We start from the raw sequence: 18,648 nt of genomic DNA, 5'->3' as shown, positions 1-18,648 counted from the left end.
TGCCGGCTTTAGATTAAGGAGGAGCTATACATAATGATTAAAAGAAGTCGGATTGTTGCCTTTTTAATTTTTATTGTTGTCATGGGCGGAGTAATGGGGGCAACAACAAAGGACATAGTAAGTAATATTAAGCTGGGACTCGATCTCCAAGGTGGATTTGAGGTACTGTATGAAGTGAATCCAGCAAAAGAGGGACAAAAGATTGATCAAAAAGCTCTTACTAGTACGGTAGAAGCATTAGACCGTCGTGTAAACGTACTTGGTGTAAGTGAGCCAAACATCCAGATTGAAGGAGATAACCGGATTCGTGTTCAGCTTGCAGGAGTAGAGGACCAGAACCAAGCCAGAGAAATTCTATCTACTGAAGCTAATTTAACGTTTCGGGATGCTAATGACCGTGTTTTGATGGATGGTACCGACCTTGCTGAAGGCGGAGCACAGCAAACATTCGATGAGAATGGTCAGCCGATTGTATCCCTTAAGCTAAAGAGTGCAGAAAAGTTTAAAAATGTGACACAAGAAATTGTTAACATGGGTCCGCCCAACAATGTACTAGCTATTTGGCTTGATTTTGAAGAAGGTGTAGATTCCTATCAAGCAGAGATTGTGAAGCCTGATCCGAAATTTGTTTCTGCTCCAAGAGTAAGTGAGGTATTTAACCGGGATACTGTTTCTATTGTTGGTAGCTTTACTATTGAAGAAGCAAAAAGCTTAGCCGATATTCTAAATGCCGGAGCACTGCCGGTGAAGCTTGATGAGATTTACTCAACATCAGTTGGCGCTCAATTTGGGGAAAAAGCAATGGAAGAAACCGTTTTTGCCGGGTTAATTGGGGTAGCGGCTGTATTCCTCTTTATGATTTTTTATTATCGTTTGCCTGGTTTTGTGGCAACCATTACGTTAACCGTTTATTTATTTTTAACATTATTAATCTTTGATTGGATGAATGTGGTGCTTACCTTGCCGGGAATTGCCGCTTTTATCCTTGGTGTCGGTACAGCAGTTGATGCTAATATCATTACTGCCGAAAGGATTAAAGAGGAAATCAGAGTAGGAAGATCAATTAAGTCTGCTTATAAAGCAGGTAATACAAATTCACTTTCAACTGTTACAGATGCTAACCTAACGCTTCTTTTAGCTGCTGTCGTGTTATTCTTCTACGGGGAAAGCTCTGTTAAAGGGTTTGCAACCAGCTTAATTATTGGTACATTAGGAAGCTTCCTTACTAACGTTTATTTATCAAGGTGGTTACTCGGCTTATTTGTAAACAGCGGGTACTTTGAAAATAAGCCAGGCTGGTTTGGCGTTAAGAAAAGTGCTATTCATGATATTCGTGATAATGTTGATACACTTGATTTAACAACGAAATTCGATCGTTTTGATTTTGTAAAGCCGCGTAAGAAGTTCTTTAGTTTTTCAGCAGCGTTACTAGTTATAGGAATTATCTTATTAGCAGTATTAAAATTAAATTTATCCATTGATTTTACAAGCGGTACTCGTGTAGAAATACTAGCAAAAGAGGCACTTACAACCGAAACGGTTGCTTCTGAATTAGAAAAGATAAACATGAAAACCGATGATATCGTTATTTCAGGTGATGATAATAATATCGGTGTAGCAAGGTTCAAAGGAGTTCTTTCAAAAACGGAGATAGCTGAATTAAAAGAGCATTTTAACGAAAAATTTGGAGCAGAGCCTAATGTCAGCAGTGTTACGCCAACAGTAGGAAAGGAAATTGCCAAGAATGCCTTCATTGGTTTGTTAATTACTTCGCTTGGTTTGATTATCTTTGTATCCTTCCGATTTGAACTGCCAATGGCGGTATCAGCTGTTATTGCCCTGTTATTTGCAGCCTTCTTTATCATTCCGTTCTTCAGCGTTACAAGATTGGAAGTCAATTTAACCTTTATTGCCGCCTTGTTAACGGTTGTCGGATATGCGATAAATGATACAATCGTTACATTCGACCGGATGAGAGAAAATATGCAGAAGAGACGTAAAATTAAAACGTTTGAAGACATTGTGGAAATTGCCAATACTAGTGTCCGTCAAACGCTTGGACGATCAGTAAATACAGTATTAATGGTTGTCTTAACCGTTGTTGCGCTGATGATTTTTGGCAGTGAATCAATTCTATCCTTCTCAGTTGCCTTGACAGTTGGGCTGTTGGTTGGTACGTATTCTTCCATCTTCATCGCAGTCCCGCTTTGGGTTGAATGGAAGAAAAAAGAATTGAAAAAGAAAGGTGTTATTATTACCTATAAAGAAAAACGTGTTCGCACAGACGAGCCTCAAGTATAACCAAAAACCGCAGAATCTCCTGCGGTTTTTACTTTTATGAGTTTTTTTTGCTTTTCTTATTTCCTTCATTTTCCCACACAAACCATACTCTTACATTGAATCCTTTTCTGCTCTTTTGTATAATAAATAGGCTAAGGGGTGAACGTATGTTAAATTCAAAGACACGTTGGATTGTTCGATCTTCAAAAAAAGAAAAAGTCACCCAGCTGGTGGAGGAAATCAATGTGACGCCACTGGTTGCATCGCTACTTGTGAACAGAGGACTTGAAAATCCTGAAGAAGCAAGGGCTTTTTTATTTAGTGAAAAACAGGAATTTCATGATCCATTTCTCTTCTTAGATATGGATATAGCTGTGAAGAGAATTAAACAGGCAATAGCTGCAAACGAAGCGATTATGATTTTTGGGGATTACGATGCAGATGGTGTGACAAGCACTACAATCATGATGAAAATGCTGCAGGAGCTTGGGGCAAATGTGCAATTTTACATACCAAACCGTTTCACGGAAGGCTATGGTCCAAATGAGGGCGCTTTTAGGTATGCACATGAAATTGGAATCAGCCTTATCATTACTGTTGATACGGGAATTGCTGCACTTAACGAAGCAAGAGTAGCTAAAGAGCTGGGACTGGATTTAATTATTACTGATCACCATGAACCTGGACCAGAACTGCCGGACGCGTACGCGATCATTCATCCAAAAAGAGAAGGAAGTACCTATCCTTTTGGGGAGCTTTGTGGAGCCGGCGTAGCCTTCAAGTTAGCACATGCATTATTTGGCAAGCTTCCTGATCATTTACTCCAGTTTGCTGCTATTGGAACCATTGCTGATCTTGTTCCATTAAAGGATGAAAATAGACTTATTACCCAAAAGGGTTTGAATATAATAAGAAATACGGATAGTGTTGGGTTAAAAGCGCTTTTTAAGCTTGCCGGCGTCGAACAGGGAGCAACGAATGAAGAAACCATCGGCTTTTCCATAGCACCAAGAATAAATGCTGCGGGAAGATTGGATAGTGCAGATCCGGCAGTTTATTTAATGCTTACTGATGATCCCTATGAAGCAGAAGCTTTAGCAGAGGATATCGAGCAATTAAATAAAGAACGAAAAGAATTAGTAAATAGTTTGACGGAAGAAGCCATACAGATGGTTGAACAACATTACCCTGCCGATGAGAACAGCTTCCTTATTGTCGGAAAAGAGGGCTGGAATGCAGGGGTAATAGGGATTGTTGCCTCAAAGCTGGTTGAGAAATATTACCGGCCGACGATTGTATTAAGCTACGATCAAGAAAAGGGACTAGCGAAAGGTTCGGCTAGAAGTATAGCTGGATTTGATCTTTTCAAAAACCTATCCACTTGCCGCGATATATTACCACATTTTGGTGGGCATACAAGTGCTGCAGGAATGACGTTAAATATTAGGGATGTTGAAGAACTGCGCTTCCGTTTAAATCAACTGGCCAACGAACAATTATCGGAGGAGGATTTAATCCCTATCACATATATTGATACTGAAGTGTCTGTTCAAGATATCGATATTACGTCTATTGAGGAAATGAATAAATTAGCTCCATACGGGATGGATAATCCAAAGCCTAAAGTTTTAATTAAGGATGCATCTATTGAAAGTATAAGGAAAATCGGATCAGAGCAGAATCATTTAAAATTGACATTAGAGCACGAAGGAGTTTCATTAGATGGGGTAGGTTTTGGTCTTGGTGAAGTGTGTGACCATATTTCTCCGGCTTCTAAGCTTTCTGTTATTGGGGAACTATCGATTAATGAATGGAATAATCGCAAAAAGCCGCAAATCTTTTTACAAGATCTTTCTGTTTCCACATGGCAGTTGTTTGATTACCGGGGGGCTAAAAAAATAATTGAAATAGCCAATCATCTACCTTCTGAAAGGACAAAATGGATTGTCTTCCGTCAGGAGTATGCGTTGAAATTGCAAAAGTCTATTGGAGATAGTGAAGTCCTGTATATTTCTTCTTCCTCCGAAGCGGACGAGGCTCAGCTTGATCATTGTTATGTCGTGTTAGTCGATTTACCGCCTTCAAAGGAAATCCTTCATCGACTGTTGTCAGGGAAAAAAATTGCAAGAATTTATGCCCATTTATTCAAAGCAGAAAGTGACTTTTTCTCAACGATTCCAACCAGAGAGCATTTTAAATGGTATTATGCCTTAATTGCTAAAAAGGGTCCGTTTGATTTGAAGAGACATGGTGATACTATTGCAAAGCATAAGGGATGGACAAGGGAAACAATTGATTTTATGTCACAGGTGTTTTTTGAACTCGATTTTGTTACAATGGAAAATGGACTGATTTCTTTAAACAAAGGAGCAGGTAAGAAGGATTTAACGGATTCTAATACTTACCGGCAAAAATTGGCTCAGTATGAAGTGGAAAAGGATTTGTTATATTCATCGTTTCATCAGTTAAAGGACTGGTTTGATCAATTCATTCAAGAAACGGTGACATTTGAGGAGGCTTTATAAAATGGACTTAAGAAAGTTTATTACCGTCGTAGAGGATTATCCTAAGCCAGGGATAAGCTTTAAAGATATTACGACTTTAATGGATAATGGTGAAGCATATAAATATGCTACAGACCAAATTGTTCAGTATGCACGTGATAAAGAAATCGATATTGTGGTAGGTCCTGAAGCCCGTGGATTTATCATTGGCTGTCCTGTTGCGTACTCCCTTGGTTTAGGCTTTGCACCGGTTCGTAAAGAGGGTAAGCTGCCGCGTGAAACGGTGAAGGTTGAATATGGTTTAGAATATGGAAAAGATGTCCTTACCATCCACAAGGATGCAATTAAACCTGGCCAAAGGGTTTTGATTACGGATGATTTACTTGCGACAGGGGGAACCATCTTAGCTACAATTCAGTTGGTTGAGCAGCTTGGCGGTATTGTTGCAGGTATTGCTTTTCTTATTGAATTAAGTGATTTAGGTGGACGTGAAAAACTTGAAAATCACGATATACTAACATTGATGTCCTTTTAAGGAGTGGGAGCGCTTACAAATAAGCGCTCTTTTCCTATATTTATAGCTTCAGCACCTACCCCCTCGATGGTCTAGACATATCCTTCAAGAAGGTTAAAGAACAACCTTCTTGAAGGCTCGTCTTATGCTTGTCGGGGTGAACAAGGCGCTTGCGCTTTCCTATATTTGAAATCTTTTTTAATTAAACAGAAAAATAACATACATTCTCTTTACATCTCATCATTTTTTTTTGATAATAATAACAATCATTTGATTTTTTATTCTTATTCGTTTTTGATATATATTTTAAATACATTTAAATAAAAAGGTGATTTTATGGCGAACGATCAAGTACTAACCGCCGAACAAGTCATCGAGAGAACAAGGGGATATTTAAACGATGAGGGTGTAGAGTTCGTTCGAAGGGCATATGAATTTGCCAAACATGCACATCGTTTACAATACAGAAAATCCGGTGAACCGTATATTATCCATCCCATTCAAGTGGCAGGTATACTTGCTGACTTAGAAATGGATCCTTCTACGGTAGCTGCGGGATTTCTCCACGACGTTGTTGAAGATACAGAAGCTTCTTTGCAAGATATTAAAGAAGCCTTTAGCGATGAAGTGGCCGAACTCGTCGATGGTGTTACAAAGCTCGGTAAAATTAAATATAAATCTCACGAGGAACAGCAGGCAGAAAATCATCGAAAGATGTTCGTGGCCATGGCACAGGATATTCGCGTCATCATGATTAAATTGGCAGACAGGCTTCATAATATGAGGACATTAAAGCATTTGCCTGCAGAAAAACAACGTCGTATTGCAAATGAAACGTTGGAAATTTTTGCTCCTTTAGCGAATCGATTGGGGATATCGACAATAAAATGGGAGCTTGAAGATACTTCATTACGTTATTTAAATCCGCAGCAATACTATCGTATTGTAAATCTTATGAAAAAGAAACGCGCAGAACGAGAACAATATTTAGACGGAGTCATTGTTGAAATACAAAAGCACATGGATGAAGTAGGCATTAAGGCGGAAATGTCCGGCCGTCCAAAGCATATTTACAGCATTTATCGAAAAATGTCCCGGCAAAACAAACAATTTAATGAAATTTATGATTTGTTGGCGATTCGGATTGTTGTCAATTCGATAAAAGACTGTTACGCCGTGCTTGGTATTATTCATACATGTTGGAAACCAATGCCGGGTCGTTTTAAAGATTATATTGCCATGCCGAAGCCAAATATGTATCAATCTTTGCATACCACTGTGATTGGTCCTAAGGGTGACCCGCTTGAAGTGCAGATTCGTACAGTTGAAATGCATCGAATCGCTGAATTTGGGATTGCGGCTCACTGGGCGTATAAAGAAGGAAAAACACTGCAGGAAAATTCAACTTTTGAAGATAAATTGACATGGTTCCGTGAAATCCTTGAATTTCAGGATGATACGGTAAATGCAGAAGAATTTATGGAATCGTTAAAGGTCGACCTGTTCTCTGATATGGTATTTGTATTTACGCCTAAGGGTGATGTGATTGAACTCCCGGCAGGTTCTGTACCGATTGATTTTGCTTATCGAATTCATTCTGAAATCGGAAATAAAACAATCGGAGCAAAGGTAAATGGGAAAATGGTCACTCTCGATTATAAATTGAAAACGGGAGATATTTTAGAAATTTTGACCTCGAAACACTCCTATGGACCAAGTCAGGACTGGTTGAAGCTTGCACAAACATCACAGGCAAAAAATAAAATCAGAGCTTTCTTTAAGAAGCAAAGAAGAGAAGAAAATATTATTAAAGGCCGCGAGCAGGTGGAAAAAGAAATCCGTCTGATGGAATTCGACTTAAAAGAAATTTTAACTTCTGATAATGTAAAACGTGTCGTGGAAAAATTTAACTTTGCCAATGAAGAGGATATGTATGCCGCTGTTGGCTATAATGGAATCACCGCTTTACAGGTGGCCAATCGATTAACTGAAAAATGGCGTAAAAAGCGAGATCAGGAACAGGTTGCTAACCTTGCTAATGCGGTTTCGGAATTAAAACCGCTGCAGACAAAGAAAAAACGTGAATCTGGTGTCAGGGTTGAAGGAATCGATAATCTATTAATCCGTCTTTCACGCTGCTGTAATCCTGTTCCTGGCGATGAAATTGTTGGATTTATCACAAAAGGACGAGGTGTCTCGGTCCATCGCAAGGATTGTCCGAATATCGTGACAGACGATGCAAAGGAAAGGCTTATACCTGTTGAATGGGAATCAGGCTTAAATGATAAGAAGGAATACAATGTTGAAATTGAAATTACCGGCTTTGATAGAAGAGGGCTTCTAAATGAAGTGCTGCAGGCTGTCAATGAATCAAAGACAGATATTTCAACGGTATCCGGACGTACAGATCGAAATAAAATGGTAACAATAACGATGTCTATTTCCATCCTCAATGTAAGCCATTTGCAAAAAGTGGTGGATCGAATTAAACAAATACCTGATCTTTATGCAGTAAGAAGAATCATGAATTAAGGTGGAAAAGATGCGAATTGTTGTACAAAGAAGTAAAGAAGCTAGTGTAACAGTCAATGAACAGGTGGTTGGGGAAATTTCAAATGGTCTCGTACTGCTTGTTGGTGTTACACATGAGGATACGGTTGAGGACGCTGCCTATTTAGCTGATAAAATTGTAAATTTGCGTATTTTTGAAGATGAAGACAACAAAATGAATCTTTCTTTACTTGATAAGGGAGGAAGTATTTTATCCGTTTCGCAGTTTACTTTATATGGAGATTGCCGTAAAGGAAGAAGACCTAATTTTATGGAGGCTGCTAAGCCGGACCATGCTTTAGGGATATATCTTCGTTTTAACGAATTATTAAAAGAAAAAGGTGTCCAGGTAGAAACCGGTGAGTTTGGCGCCATGATGGATGTTTCTTTAGTTAACGATGGACCTGTGACTTTAATATTGGAAAATTAATAATAAAGCTTTGTGTATCAACATTGTTTGTTGACGTAGCTAATAATAAAAAAGAGCAGAATACAAAATTCTGCTCTTTTTGTTGTTATTCTTTAAAATAGCGACCAAGTCCTTCGTAAATTCCGGTTGCAGCTGATTCTTGATATTGATTTGACTGGACGTGAAGCTCTTCTGTAGGATTGCTTAAGTAGCCTAATTCAATCAAAACCGCTTTTTTATTATTCTCACGAATGACATAGTAATCGCCAAAGCGGGTGCCCCGGTCGTTCATCTTCGTTTCATCAATGACAGCAGAGTGGATATTGACAGCTAGTTCTTTTTGCCATGGATAATAAAAATAAGTTGTTAAACCGCGAACACTACGATCTTTCGTACTGTCATAATGGATGCTGATAAATGCATCTGCATTTTGCTCATTGGCTACGTTGACTCGGTAGGGCAAATTTAAATATTTGTCACGCTGCCTTGTTAATGTAACATCTGCACCGGCAGCCCTTAGCTTATCGAATAGGTGACGGGCGGTTTCTAATGTTAGTTCCTTTTCCAATGTGCCTCTTGTTCCTGTTGTTCCGCCATCTTTTCCGCCATGACCGGGATCAATCACAATTTTTTTGTTTTTTAAATATTGACTCAAGTCGTTGTTTGATGCTTCGGAGTTATTTTCTTCACTGCTCGTTGATTGAGTCATTTGTTCACTTTGATCAGAAACAACCCAGTTTGCTACATAGCCTGTTTGTCCGTCAGGCAATTGAATTTCGTACCAATCATTTTCAAAGCGTATTGCTCTAAATGTTTCACCCTTATTTGCCCGCTGGAGAATCGTTGATTGTGTATTCGGAGTTTTTCTGATATTAGTGCCGTTATGTAAAATGGTTAACGTTGTATCTTCAGGCGTCTGTACATTTGTTTCAATATGATTTTCTTCTTCTGGCAGTTGAATGTATTCCACTGATATCCATCCGGTTTGTCCGCCATACTGAATCTCAACCCAATCATCACGCTGAGAAAGTATGTTAACATGTGTTCCTTGGTAAAGCTTGCCCACAATGTCTGCATTTAATGATGGGGCAGCACGGAAATTTAAAGAATTTGCCGTAACACGTCCCGTATCAGATGAATTTATTTCCTGATTTTGCCGTTCAGCGGATGAAGTTTGTGATGGACTTTCTCCTTCATTCTTATTGACAAGATAATTGGCAACCCAGCCTGTTTCGTTATTCTTCAGTTGAATTTGCGTCCATTCACCCTCTTCTTTCAAAACTAAATAAACTCCTCCTTTATTCAATGTAGTTAATACACCATAATCAAGTCCTGGACCTTTTCTGACATTTAAATAATCCGTTGTGACTGTGATGGCTGTACTTGCTGCATGTGTAGTGGAGGTTGTCCCAAGCCATGTAAGACAGAGAGTGATACAGATGAGAAAAGTCAATTTCTTTTTAAGCAAATTCAGTTCCCTCCCTTTGTTTAGATTTGGAATGATTTATCCCACTCTTAACGGGCAGTAAGACCCCCACCTCAAGATTCTGATTATACAAAAGAAGATAGGTGGGGTATCAACTGCTCGTAAAAGTCCAGTTGTGGAATCACAGTCTAAGAACGCCGCATTTGTGGCAACGTCTGTGTGACCCGCATCCTGTGGGCCTCGACTAACCATCAGTGGGGATGAAGAACCACCACTGATGGAAGTTTCACTTTATGCTTAATCTTTTCATTTGTTCTAGACAAGTAAAATATCCCGCCTGAAAAATTACTTCTCTTTAAGCAGGTTACATCCCTTCTCTTGTATCGGATTATTTTAGCTTTTTTTTAGCCTTTTCCTAATGAATTATTTCTTTTTATGAAATGATTAAAGCGAATTTGGGAAAGATAACTAAGGAAACAAAAGTGAACTAATAAAAATGAGAAATTACGTAAAGGTGGATGACAATGAGGCATGGAGATAAGGGATTATCAGCTATTTCTGGTCAAAACCAATTGAATGGTGTAGATTTTCATGATTTGACTCAAAAAGAACAGAATGCTCAAACAGTTGAATTTGCATCTGAATTCGGTTTATCTCCTCAAGATGTCAAAAAGTTAAAAAAGCAAATGGAAAGAAATTAACTACAACTATTGACAATTTTCGGGAAGCTTCGTAATATTATGTAGATAATGTGAATATTGCCGTAGAAGAAGAAAAGTAGTTTAGACCCACATGGATAGAGAGGAAACACCGCTGGCTGAAAGTGTTTCTGCATGCTGACTAAATGAAGAACACTTCCGAGGCTTCGCTCTGAAACAGAAGAATTTTCTTCTTTAGTAGGAGAAGGACGTACACAGGCGTTAACGGGAAAAGTGGAAGCAATATAGACCTATTGCTTCAAATTAGGGTGGTACCACGGGAATAATAGCTCTCGTCCCTTGTATAAATCATACAAGGAGACGGGGGCTTTTTTATATAACTTTTTCAAAAGATAGGTTAACCATTTTGTTATTAAGGAGGTTTCGTGCGTTTATGTCTATCCAGATACCTAGAGGAACTCAGGATATACTGCCGGGAGAAGTAGAAAAATGGCAGTTCATTGAAAAAAAAGCGCGTGAGCTTTGTGAAAGGTTTCAATATAAAGAAATCCGAACTCCAATTTTTGAACACACTGAGCTGTTTACAAGGGGAGTCGGCGAAACAACAGATGTTGTACAAAAGGAAATGTATACATTTACGGATCGTGGCGACCGTAGTTTGACCTTACGTCCGGAGGGAACTGCTGCTGCAGTACGTTCTTTTGTAGAGCATAAAATGTATGGCGACCCGAATCAGCCTGTCAAATTATATTATATGGGGCCGATGTTCCGCTATGAAAGACCGCAGGCAGGACGTTTCCGCCAGTTTGTCCAGTTCGGTGTTGAAGCCTTAGGAAGTCAGGATCCGGCAATTGATGCAGAAGTTATTGCGCTAGCTATGTCCATATATAACAGCTTAGGGCTAAAAAAGTTAAAACTGATTATTAACAGTCTAGGTGACAAGGAGAGCCGTTTGGCACACCGCAGTGCGTTGATTCAGCATTTTGAGCCGCGAATCGGAGAGTTTTGCCAGGATTGCCAAAATCGTCTTGAAAAAAATCCGATGCGGATTCTTGATTGTAAACAAGACCGTGAGCATGATTTGATGAAATCAGCACCTTCTATCATTGAATATCTTAATGATGAGTCAAAAGGATATTTTGAGAAAGTTCAGCAATATTTAACAGCTTTGGCTATTCCTTTTACAGTTGATCCTAATCTTGTCAGAGGATTAGATTATTATAATCATACTGCATTTGAAATTATGAGTGATGCAGAAGGGTTTGGGGCTATTACAACTCTATGCGGCGGCGGACGTTACAATGGACTGACACAAGAAATTGGGGGTCCAGAAACACCCGGAATCGGCTTCGCCTTTAGTATTGAACGCTTTATTGCTGCATTAAAAGCAGAAGCTGTTGAGCTTCCAGTAAATAAGGGTATTGATTGTTATCTAGTCTCTTTAGGAGAAGAAGCAAAAGACTATACTGTTGGACTTCTTCAAAGGCTGCGCTTAGCTGGATTTTCAGCTGAAAGAGATTACTTAGACCGCAAAATTAAAGCGCAAATGAAAGCGGCAGACCGTCTAAATGCGAAGTATGTTGCGATATTAGGCGAAAATGAATTAAAAGAAAACCGGATTCTTGTGAAAAGAATGGAAACCGGCGATCAGTGGGAAATGAATTTAGAAAACTTTATTGAAAAATTTCTAGAATTACAGCAATAGGGAGGAAAAGAGATTATGTTTGGAAGAAGCTATTTTTGCGGAGAAGTGCCGGAAAGTGCAATTGGAGAAAAAATAAATTTAAAAGGTTGGGTGCAAAGACGCCGTGACCTTGGGGGATTAATTTTTATTCATTTACGCGACCGTACAGGAATTGTACAAGTTGTATTTAACCCGGAAACTTCTAAAGAAGCATTAGAGGTTGCGGAAAAAGTCCGTAGTGAATATGTTGTTGATGTGGTTGGTACAGTTATTGCCAGGGATGAATCTACATTTAACCCAAACTTAAGTACTGGTAAAATTGAAGTACAGGTAGAAAAAATGACAATCATCAATGAATCAAAAACACCTCCGTTTATGGTTGAGGACGATGTTGAGGTTTCAGAGGATGTTCGTTTAAAATACCGTTACCTTGATTTAAGAAGACCGGTTATGTTTAATACATTAAAAATGCGCCACCAAGTAACGAAGGTTATGCGCGATTTTCTTGATGCTGAAGGTTTCTTGGATATTGAGACGCCAATTTTAACAAAAAGTACACCTGAGGGTGCGCGTGATTATCTTGTACCAAGCCGTGTGCATCCAGGGGAGTTTTATGCGCTTCCGCAATCACCACAGCTTTTCAAACAGCTGTTAATGGTCAGCGGTGTTGAACGCTATTACCAAATTGCCCGCTGTTTCCGTGATGAGGACTTGCGTGCAGACCGTCAGCCGGAATTTACTCAATTGGATATTGAAACAAGTTTCATGAGTGCTGAAGAGATTCAAAGCATGATTGAACATATGATTCAAAGAATTATGAAGCAAGTGAAAGGAATCGATATTACGGTTCCATTCCCACGTATTCCATATGATGAAGCAATGGGAAGCTATGGCTCAGACAAGCCAGATACAAGATTTGAACTTAAGCTGACAGATTTATCTGAGGTTTTCCAAAGCTCTAATTTTAAAGTGTTTGCTGCAGCCGCTTCAACAGGCGGACAAGTAAAAGCGATTAATGTTAAAAAGGGTGCAACAAGCTATTCTAGAAAAGATATTGATGCTCTTACTGAATATGCAGCACGCTATGGAGCAAAAGGACTTGCGTGGCTTAAAGCAGAAGATGACGGTCTAAAAGGACCGATTGTTAAGTTCTTTAGTGAAGAAGAATTAGCTGCTGTTAATCGAATCCTCGCTGTTGAAAAAGATGATTTAATTTTATTTGTTGCTGATAAGAAAAAGGTAGTTGCAGATGCATTAGGTGCGCTGCGTTTAAAAATTGCCAAAGACCTTAATTTAATTGATGAAAGTAAATTTAACTTCCTTTGGGTGACAGATTGGCCATTGCTTGAGTATGATGAAGAGACTGGTCGTTATTCTGCTGCACACCATCCGTTTACAATGCCTGTTAGAGAAGATATTGAACTGCTCGACAGTGAACCAGGCAAGGTACGTGCCCAAGCCTATGATATTGTGTTAAATGGATATGAGCTTGGCGGCGGTTCTTTACGTATTTTTGAAAGAGATGTTCAGAATAAAATGTTCAAAGCATTAGGCTTTACAGAAGAAGAAGCAAACGAACAATTTGGCTTCTTACTGGATGCGTTTGACTATGGAACACCACCGCATGGCGGTATTGCACTAGGGCTGGATCGTTTTGTGATGCTGTTAACGGGCAGAACTAATTTACGTGATACAATCGCTTTCCCTAAAACAGCCAGTGCGAGTGACCTGCTGACAGATGCACCTGGGGAAGTAAGTCAGGCACAATTGCTCGAGCTCAATCTTGCCTCAACAGTCATTAAGTAATGTGACAAAAACAGTCATTTTACAGCGATTGAACGCTTGAAGGCATTATGCTATTATAAATATTAAGAAAAGAGTCCTGATGTGTTCGTAGTATTACCTATCGTTTGACCGAACATTTTACCTTTGGGAGTTCGGAGTTTCTAATTTGCGTACAGGCCTTACCTAAGAGTTTACATTCGTAAAGCACTTACTAGGGATTTATAAAAATTGGAATAGAACACCCACCTGCTTCGTGCGGGTTCAAACAAAGGAAAACAAGCGACGGCATAATTGGGACTCTTCTCATACATAGAGAATCAGAAACCATGTCTACTGACGTGGTTTTTTTGATGCTGTTATAGGATAATTATGCAATAATTCTTGTTTTAAAATTATTGTATGTTATAGTCTTAAACAGGAAATCTAATGGTAACCGAAGACGCAAATGGAGATGGTTTAATGTTACATCAATTTTCTCGAAATGAATTAGCAATTGGCAAAGAAGGTTTAGAAAAGCTGAAGAACAGTACTGTGGCCGTTCTTGGGATTGGAGGCGTCGGCTCATTTTCTGCCGAAGCGCTTGCCCGCTCCGGTGTAGGGAAGCTTGTTCTCATAGATAAAGATGTTGTCGATATAACAAATGTGAATCGTCAAGTTATCGCATTACTTTCTACAGTTGGAAGACCTAAAGCAGAATTAATGAAGGAAAGAATTGCGGATATTAATCCTGACTGTGAAGTAATTGACATGAAAATGTTTTATACAGAAGAAACGTATGAAGAAATTTTTGCTCACAATCTTGATTTTGTCATCGATGCGTCAGATACTATTTCTTATAAAATTCATTTAATGAAAGAATGTCTGCACAGGAAAATTCCGATTATCTCAAGTATGGGTGCCGCGAATAAGATGGACCCAACCCGTTTTCAAATTGCTGATATTTCAAAAACACATACAGACCCAATAGCAAAAGTAATTCGGACGAGATTAAGAAAAGAAGGGATTAGAAAAGGGATTCCAGTTGTCTTTTCTGATGAAAGTCCAATTGTCATTAGGGAAGACGTTCGAAAAGTAGTTGGAAAAGACGATGCAGAAATCCGCAAGGCCAAAATGCCTCCGTCCTCCAATGCATTCGTACCGTCCGTTGCCGGTCTTATTATGGCAAGTTACACGGTAAGACAGCTGCTGGGTGATATTAAAATCACTACTGTAAAAGACGCTTAAGTTTATTGGCGTCTTTTTTCATGCTGTAATAAATGAACATCCTTATACAGTGAAAGGAGTTTTATATAAAAATGACAGAGATAGTTAAACTTAACGATGTAACAAAGGTCATAAAGGGCAGGAAGATTATTGACTCTATCAGCTTTGAGGTACATAAAGGAGAAGTTTTTGGTTTTTTAGGCCCAAATGGAGCAGGAAAGACAACGACCATTCGCATGATGGTTGGTCTGATTGGAATAACAGAAGGTGATATTGAAATTGCGGGTAAAAGTATCAAAAAGGATTTTGAGCGAGCCATTCGTCATATTGGAGCAATTGTTGAGAATCCAGAAATGTATAAATTTCTTAGTGGCTATCAGAATTTAATCCATTATGCCCGAATGTCAAACGTTATCTCGAAGGAGAAAATTGATGAGGTTGTCAAGTTAGTAGGTTTAACTGAGCGGATTCATGAAAAAGTAAAAACTTATTCATTGGGAATGAGGCAGCGATTGGGACTCGCTCAGAGCCTTCTGCATGAACCAGATGTATTAATTCTTGATGAACCGACAAATGGCCTAGACCCAGCTGGAATAAGAGAGATTCGTGATCATCTTCGATTTCTTGCTAAAGAAAATAATATGGCTGTCATCGTCTCCAGTCATTTATTAGCTGAAATGGAAATGATGTGTGACCGGATTGCTATTATTCAAGATGGAAAGCTCGTCAATGTCCAGCCTGTTCAACACTTTATGGAAGGTTCAGAGCATACGGTTGCTTTCGAAGTAGATGATGCTGCAGGGGCCATACAGGTTATAACAGCTGCCCATCCGGATATAGAAATAAAACAAATGGATGGTAGAATCCTTCTTACGATTTCAAAAAAGCAGGTGCCGGGAATTGTTACAGGATTAGTTAATAACCGAATCGACATCTATAGTGTTCAGGAAGTGACAAAAACATTAGAGGATCGCTTTTTAGAAATAACTAGGGGAAAGGAGGGGCATATTCATGCTTAATTTGATTAAAAATGAGTGGATGAAAATCTTTCGACGGCCGGGAACTTATGTCATGATTGGACTTCTGCTCTTCATGGTTACGATAACAGGCGCATTTATTAAATACCAAGAACAAGGCGGTTCTGTACCAGATAATGAAAATTGGGAGCAGGGACTCTTATTGGAGAATGAAAGTCTAAGGAAGCAGATGGAAGAATCAGGTGATAAGGTATCCAAAAACACCGTTCAGTATTATGAAAGACAAATTGCTCTCAACGAATATAGAATGGAGCATCGTATATCACCGAATGAAGAATATTCGGTTTGGAGCTTTGTAAAAGATACTTCATTCATGATTGATTTTGCTGGTTTATTTACAATCATCATTGCTGCTGGCATTGTTGCAAGCGAATTTAACTGGGGAACCATCAAGCTCTTATTGATTAGACCGATAAATCGCTCGAAAATATTGGGAACTAAATTTATGACGGTACTGGTATTTGGTTTCTTGATGCTTTTTATTTTATTTGGCTATTCAGCAATACTAGGTGCTGTTCTGTTCGGGTTTCCCGAAAATCCGACTCCCTATTTAAGTTATTATCAAGGCTCCATTACAGAACAAAGCATGCCTTTACATTTATTCATTTTTTATGGTTTGGAATCACTTAATATGTTTATGCTTGCAACGATGGCTTTTATGATTTCTGCAGTCTTTCGAAATAATTCACTTGCAATAGGATTATCCCTTTTTCTGATGTTTACAGGAGGACAAGTGACACAATTGATTGCGCTGAAATTTTCATGGGCAAAATATCTATTATTTGCTAATACGGATTTAATGCAGTATTTCACAGGAATACCAATGGTAGAGGGTATGACTCTCCCATTTTCATTATTCGTGCTGCTGATTTATTTTATTCTATTTCTTTCTTTAGCTTATACTGTTTTCGGGAAAAGGGATGTAGCCTCTTAATCATTAGCTTTATCTATTTCTCACGTATGAGTCAAAATTTAGCTTATCAACAGGATTCGTTAACATAGCCTAATCATTAAAAATATACATCCAAGTACAAATTAGACTGAAATGTGTATTATAAGTGCCTGACACTACACTTTGGTCTATAATGAAGGCAGAAATGTAATGGGGGTTTTAGGATTGAACGGAGAACCGCTTGCTTTTCGAATGCGTCCGACTACAATCGAGGAAATCATCGGACAAAAGGAAATTATTGGGAAAGATACAAGTTTATATAAAATGGTTAAAAAAGGCTATGTACCTTCTATGCTGCTATATGGGGAGCCTGGAATCGGAAAGACCTCGCTTGCCTTTGCGATTGCAGGTACGACCAAACTGCCCTTTGTCGCTTTGAATGCAACCACTTCTGGGAAAAAGGATGTTGAAGAGGTAGTCCAAGAAGCAAGATTAACAGGAAAACTGATTCTCTTTTTAGATGAAATTCATCGGTTTAATAAAGCGCAGCAGGATTATCTGCTCCCCCATGTAGAAAATGGCAGCATTGTCTTAATAGGAGCAACAACAGAAAATCCCTTCCATGATGTAAATCCCGCAATCCGCAGCCGCTGCGGGCAGATACTGCAATTAACAAGGCTTTCAAAGGAAGATATAAAAGAGCTAATTATAAGAGCATTAAAGGATGAGAAAAAGGGACTTGGCAGCCTATCGATTGACATTACAGAACAGCAAATTGAGGTTATTGCTGAAGGTGCAGCAGGAGATGCTCGAAAATCACTTACCATGCTTGAATCCATCGTCTATTCCTCTGATATCTCTGAGAATACATATAAGATTCATAATGATACAATTGATAGAATGATAAAAAAAGCAGGGGTGTATGGAGATAAAAAGGGCTCTCACTACTATAACCTACTATCTAGTCTGCAAAAAAGCATCAGGGGCAGTGATGTGAACGCAGCCCTTTATTATTTGGCACATTTATTGGAAAGTGGTGATTTAGTATCGGTTAATAGAAGACTTCTCGTGATTGCTTATGAAGATATCGGACTTGCTAATCCCGATGTTGGCGGGCGAGTACTGGCTGCCGTAACAGCCTCAGAACGTCTCGGTCTTCCTGAAGCAAGAATCCCGCTAGCCGCAGCAGTGGTAGAAATGTGCTTATCCTCTAAATCAAATTCTGCCTATAAAGCATTAGATGCAGCGATAGAGGGGATTCGATCGGGAAAAGTAGGTGAGATTCCTAAACATCTGCGAGATGCTCATTATTCAGGTGCAAAGGCACTTGGTCATGTTGGCTATCAATATCCTCACGATTATCCCATTGGAACTTTTGGCGGCTGGGTAAATCAAGAGTATTTACCATCCAATTTAAAAGGAACAAAATATTACCATCCGGTTGAAGCCGGCGATGAAAAGAGATTTTCTGCGATTTATGAAAGACTAGAACAATTTAAAAAGGGGAAATAGCTGCTAGAGATGCCATATCCTAACATACATCAAGCGAAAGCCTGCAAGTGCAAGGGTATTGGATAATATGATATAATAGATAAAGTTTATCTAAATAGTATGTTTTTATCTTGTACTATTCATTTATGTTTTCATATAAAGACATTTATCCATATACTTATCTGTTATTTGATTGAAATATATTGAGAGAGGT

13 protein-coding genes, 1 other RNA gene and 1 other annotated feature are annotated in these 18,648 nt (G+C 38.9%); of the genes, 13 read left to right on the top strand and 1 reads right to left on the bottom strand.

What is annotated here, in order from left to right:
* Window positions 1-33: 33 nt before the first annotated feature.
* The 5 genes from secDF (at window position 34) to dtd (ending at window position 8,278) form a co-directional block, all read left to right on the top strand.
* On the top strand, window positions 34-2,301 hold the full coding sequence (gene secDF, locus F4V44_RS11195; RefSeq protein ID WP_150440067.1) for a protein translocase subunit SecDF: 2,268 nt from the start codon (window positions 34-36) through the stop codon (window positions 2,299-2,301).
* Window positions 2,302-2,447: 146 nt separating this feature from the next.
* A complete protein-coding gene (recJ, locus tag F4V44_RS11190; protein WP_150440066.1) occupies window positions 2,448-4,805 on the top strand; it encodes a single-stranded-DNA-specific exonuclease RecJ in 2,358 nt (785 codons plus the stop codon).
* Window position 4,806: 1 nt separating this feature from the next.
* Entirely contained in the window at window positions 4,807-5,319 is a 513-nt protein-coding gene (locus F4V44_RS11185) for an adenine phosphoribosyltransferase (RefSeq protein WP_150440065.1), read from the top strand.
* A gap of 315 nt (window positions 5,320-5,634) precedes the next feature.
* Entirely contained in the window at window positions 5,635-7,830 is a 2,196-nt protein-coding gene (locus F4V44_RS11180) for a RelA/SpoT family protein (protein ID WP_150440064.1), read from the top strand.
* Window positions 7,831-7,840: 10 nt separating this feature from the next.
* Window positions 7,841-8,278: a D-aminoacyl-tRNA deacylase gene (dtd, locus tag F4V44_RS11175; protein ID WP_150440063.1), complete on the top strand. Its 438-nt coding sequence runs from the start codon at window positions 7,841-7,843 to the stop codon at window positions 8,276-8,278.
* Between the two features lie 85 nt (window positions 8,279-8,363).
* Here the strand turns inward: dtd and F4V44_RS11170 are convergent, their stop codons facing one another.
* Window positions 8,364-9,725 (bottom strand): N-acetylmuramoyl-L-alanine amidase, encoded by a 1,362-nt coding sequence (locus tag F4V44_RS11170; RefSeq protein ID WP_150440062.1) that lies wholly within the window; start codon window positions 9,723-9,725, stop codon window positions 8,364-8,366.
* Between the two features lie 482 nt (window positions 9,726-10,207).
* Here F4V44_RS11170 and F4V44_RS27315 point away from each other — a divergent pair, with 482 nt between their 5' ends.
* The 8 genes from F4V44_RS27315 to F4V44_RS11135 all read left to right on the top strand — a co-directional run bounded on the left by F4V44_RS27315 (window position 10,208) and on the right by F4V44_RS11135 (window position 18,455).
* Entirely contained in the window at window positions 10,208-10,384 is a 177-nt protein-coding gene (locus F4V44_RS27315; protein ID WP_191090624.1) for a hypothetical protein, read from the top strand.
* A 54-nt stretch (window positions 10,385-10,438) separates the two neighbouring features.
* Window positions 10,439-10,685: a binding site (T-box leader), on the top strand.
* A gap of 90 nt (window positions 10,686-10,775) precedes the next feature.
* The gene (hisS, locus tag F4V44_RS11165; protein WP_150440061.1) at window positions 10,776-12,047 is read left to right on the top strand and encodes a histidine--tRNA ligase; all 1,272 of its coding nucleotides are present in this window, start codon (window positions 10,776-10,778) and stop codon (window positions 12,045-12,047) included.
* A 15-nt stretch (window positions 12,048-12,062) separates the two neighbouring features.
* Window positions 12,063-13,832 carry an aspartate--tRNA ligase gene (aspS, locus tag F4V44_RS11160; RefSeq protein ID WP_150440060.1) on the top strand — a complete coding sequence of 590 codons (1,770 nt, stop codon included), beginning with the start codon at window positions 12,063-12,065 and terminating at the stop codon, window positions 13,830-13,832.
* Window positions 13,833-13,902: 70 nt separating this feature from the next.
* Window positions 13,903-14,113: non-coding RNA, 6S RNA (ssrS, locus tag F4V44_RS11155), on the top strand.
* 157 nt (window positions 14,114-14,270) lie between these two features.
* Window positions 14,271-15,035, top strand: coding sequence for a tRNA threonylcarbamoyladenosine dehydratase (locus F4V44_RS11150; RefSeq protein ID WP_150440059.1), 765 nt, complete (start codon window positions 14,271-14,273; stop codon window positions 15,033-15,035).
* Window positions 15,036-15,106: 71 nt separating this feature from the next.
* The gene (locus tag F4V44_RS11145; protein WP_150440058.1) at window positions 15,107-16,033 is read left to right on the top strand and encodes an ABC transporter ATP-binding protein; all 927 of its coding nucleotides are present in this window, start codon (window positions 15,107-15,109) and stop codon (window positions 16,031-16,033) included.
* Window positions 16,026-16,985, top strand: a complete 960-nt coding sequence (locus F4V44_RS11140; RefSeq protein ID WP_150440057.1) for an ABC transporter permease — start codon at window positions 16,026-16,028, stop codon at window positions 16,983-16,985. The genes F4V44_RS11145 and F4V44_RS11140 overlap by 8 nt, the downstream gene beginning before the upstream one ends.
* Window positions 16,986-17,168: 183 nt before the next feature.
* Window positions 17,169-18,455, top strand: coding sequence for a replication-associated recombination protein A (locus F4V44_RS11135; protein ID WP_150440056.1), 1,287 nt, complete (start codon window positions 17,169-17,171; stop codon window positions 18,453-18,455).
* Window positions 18,456-18,648 lie beyond the last annotated feature (193 nt).

The organism is Niallia endozanthoxylica, assembly GCF_008710145.1.
GTDB classification, from domain to species: domain Bacteria; phylum Bacillota; class Bacilli; order Bacillales; family Cytobacillaceae; genus Bacillus_BD; species Bacillus_BD endozanthoxylica.
Note: the sequence above shows the minus strand (reverse complement) of the source record. Positions and strands in the feature narration are given on the sequence as shown.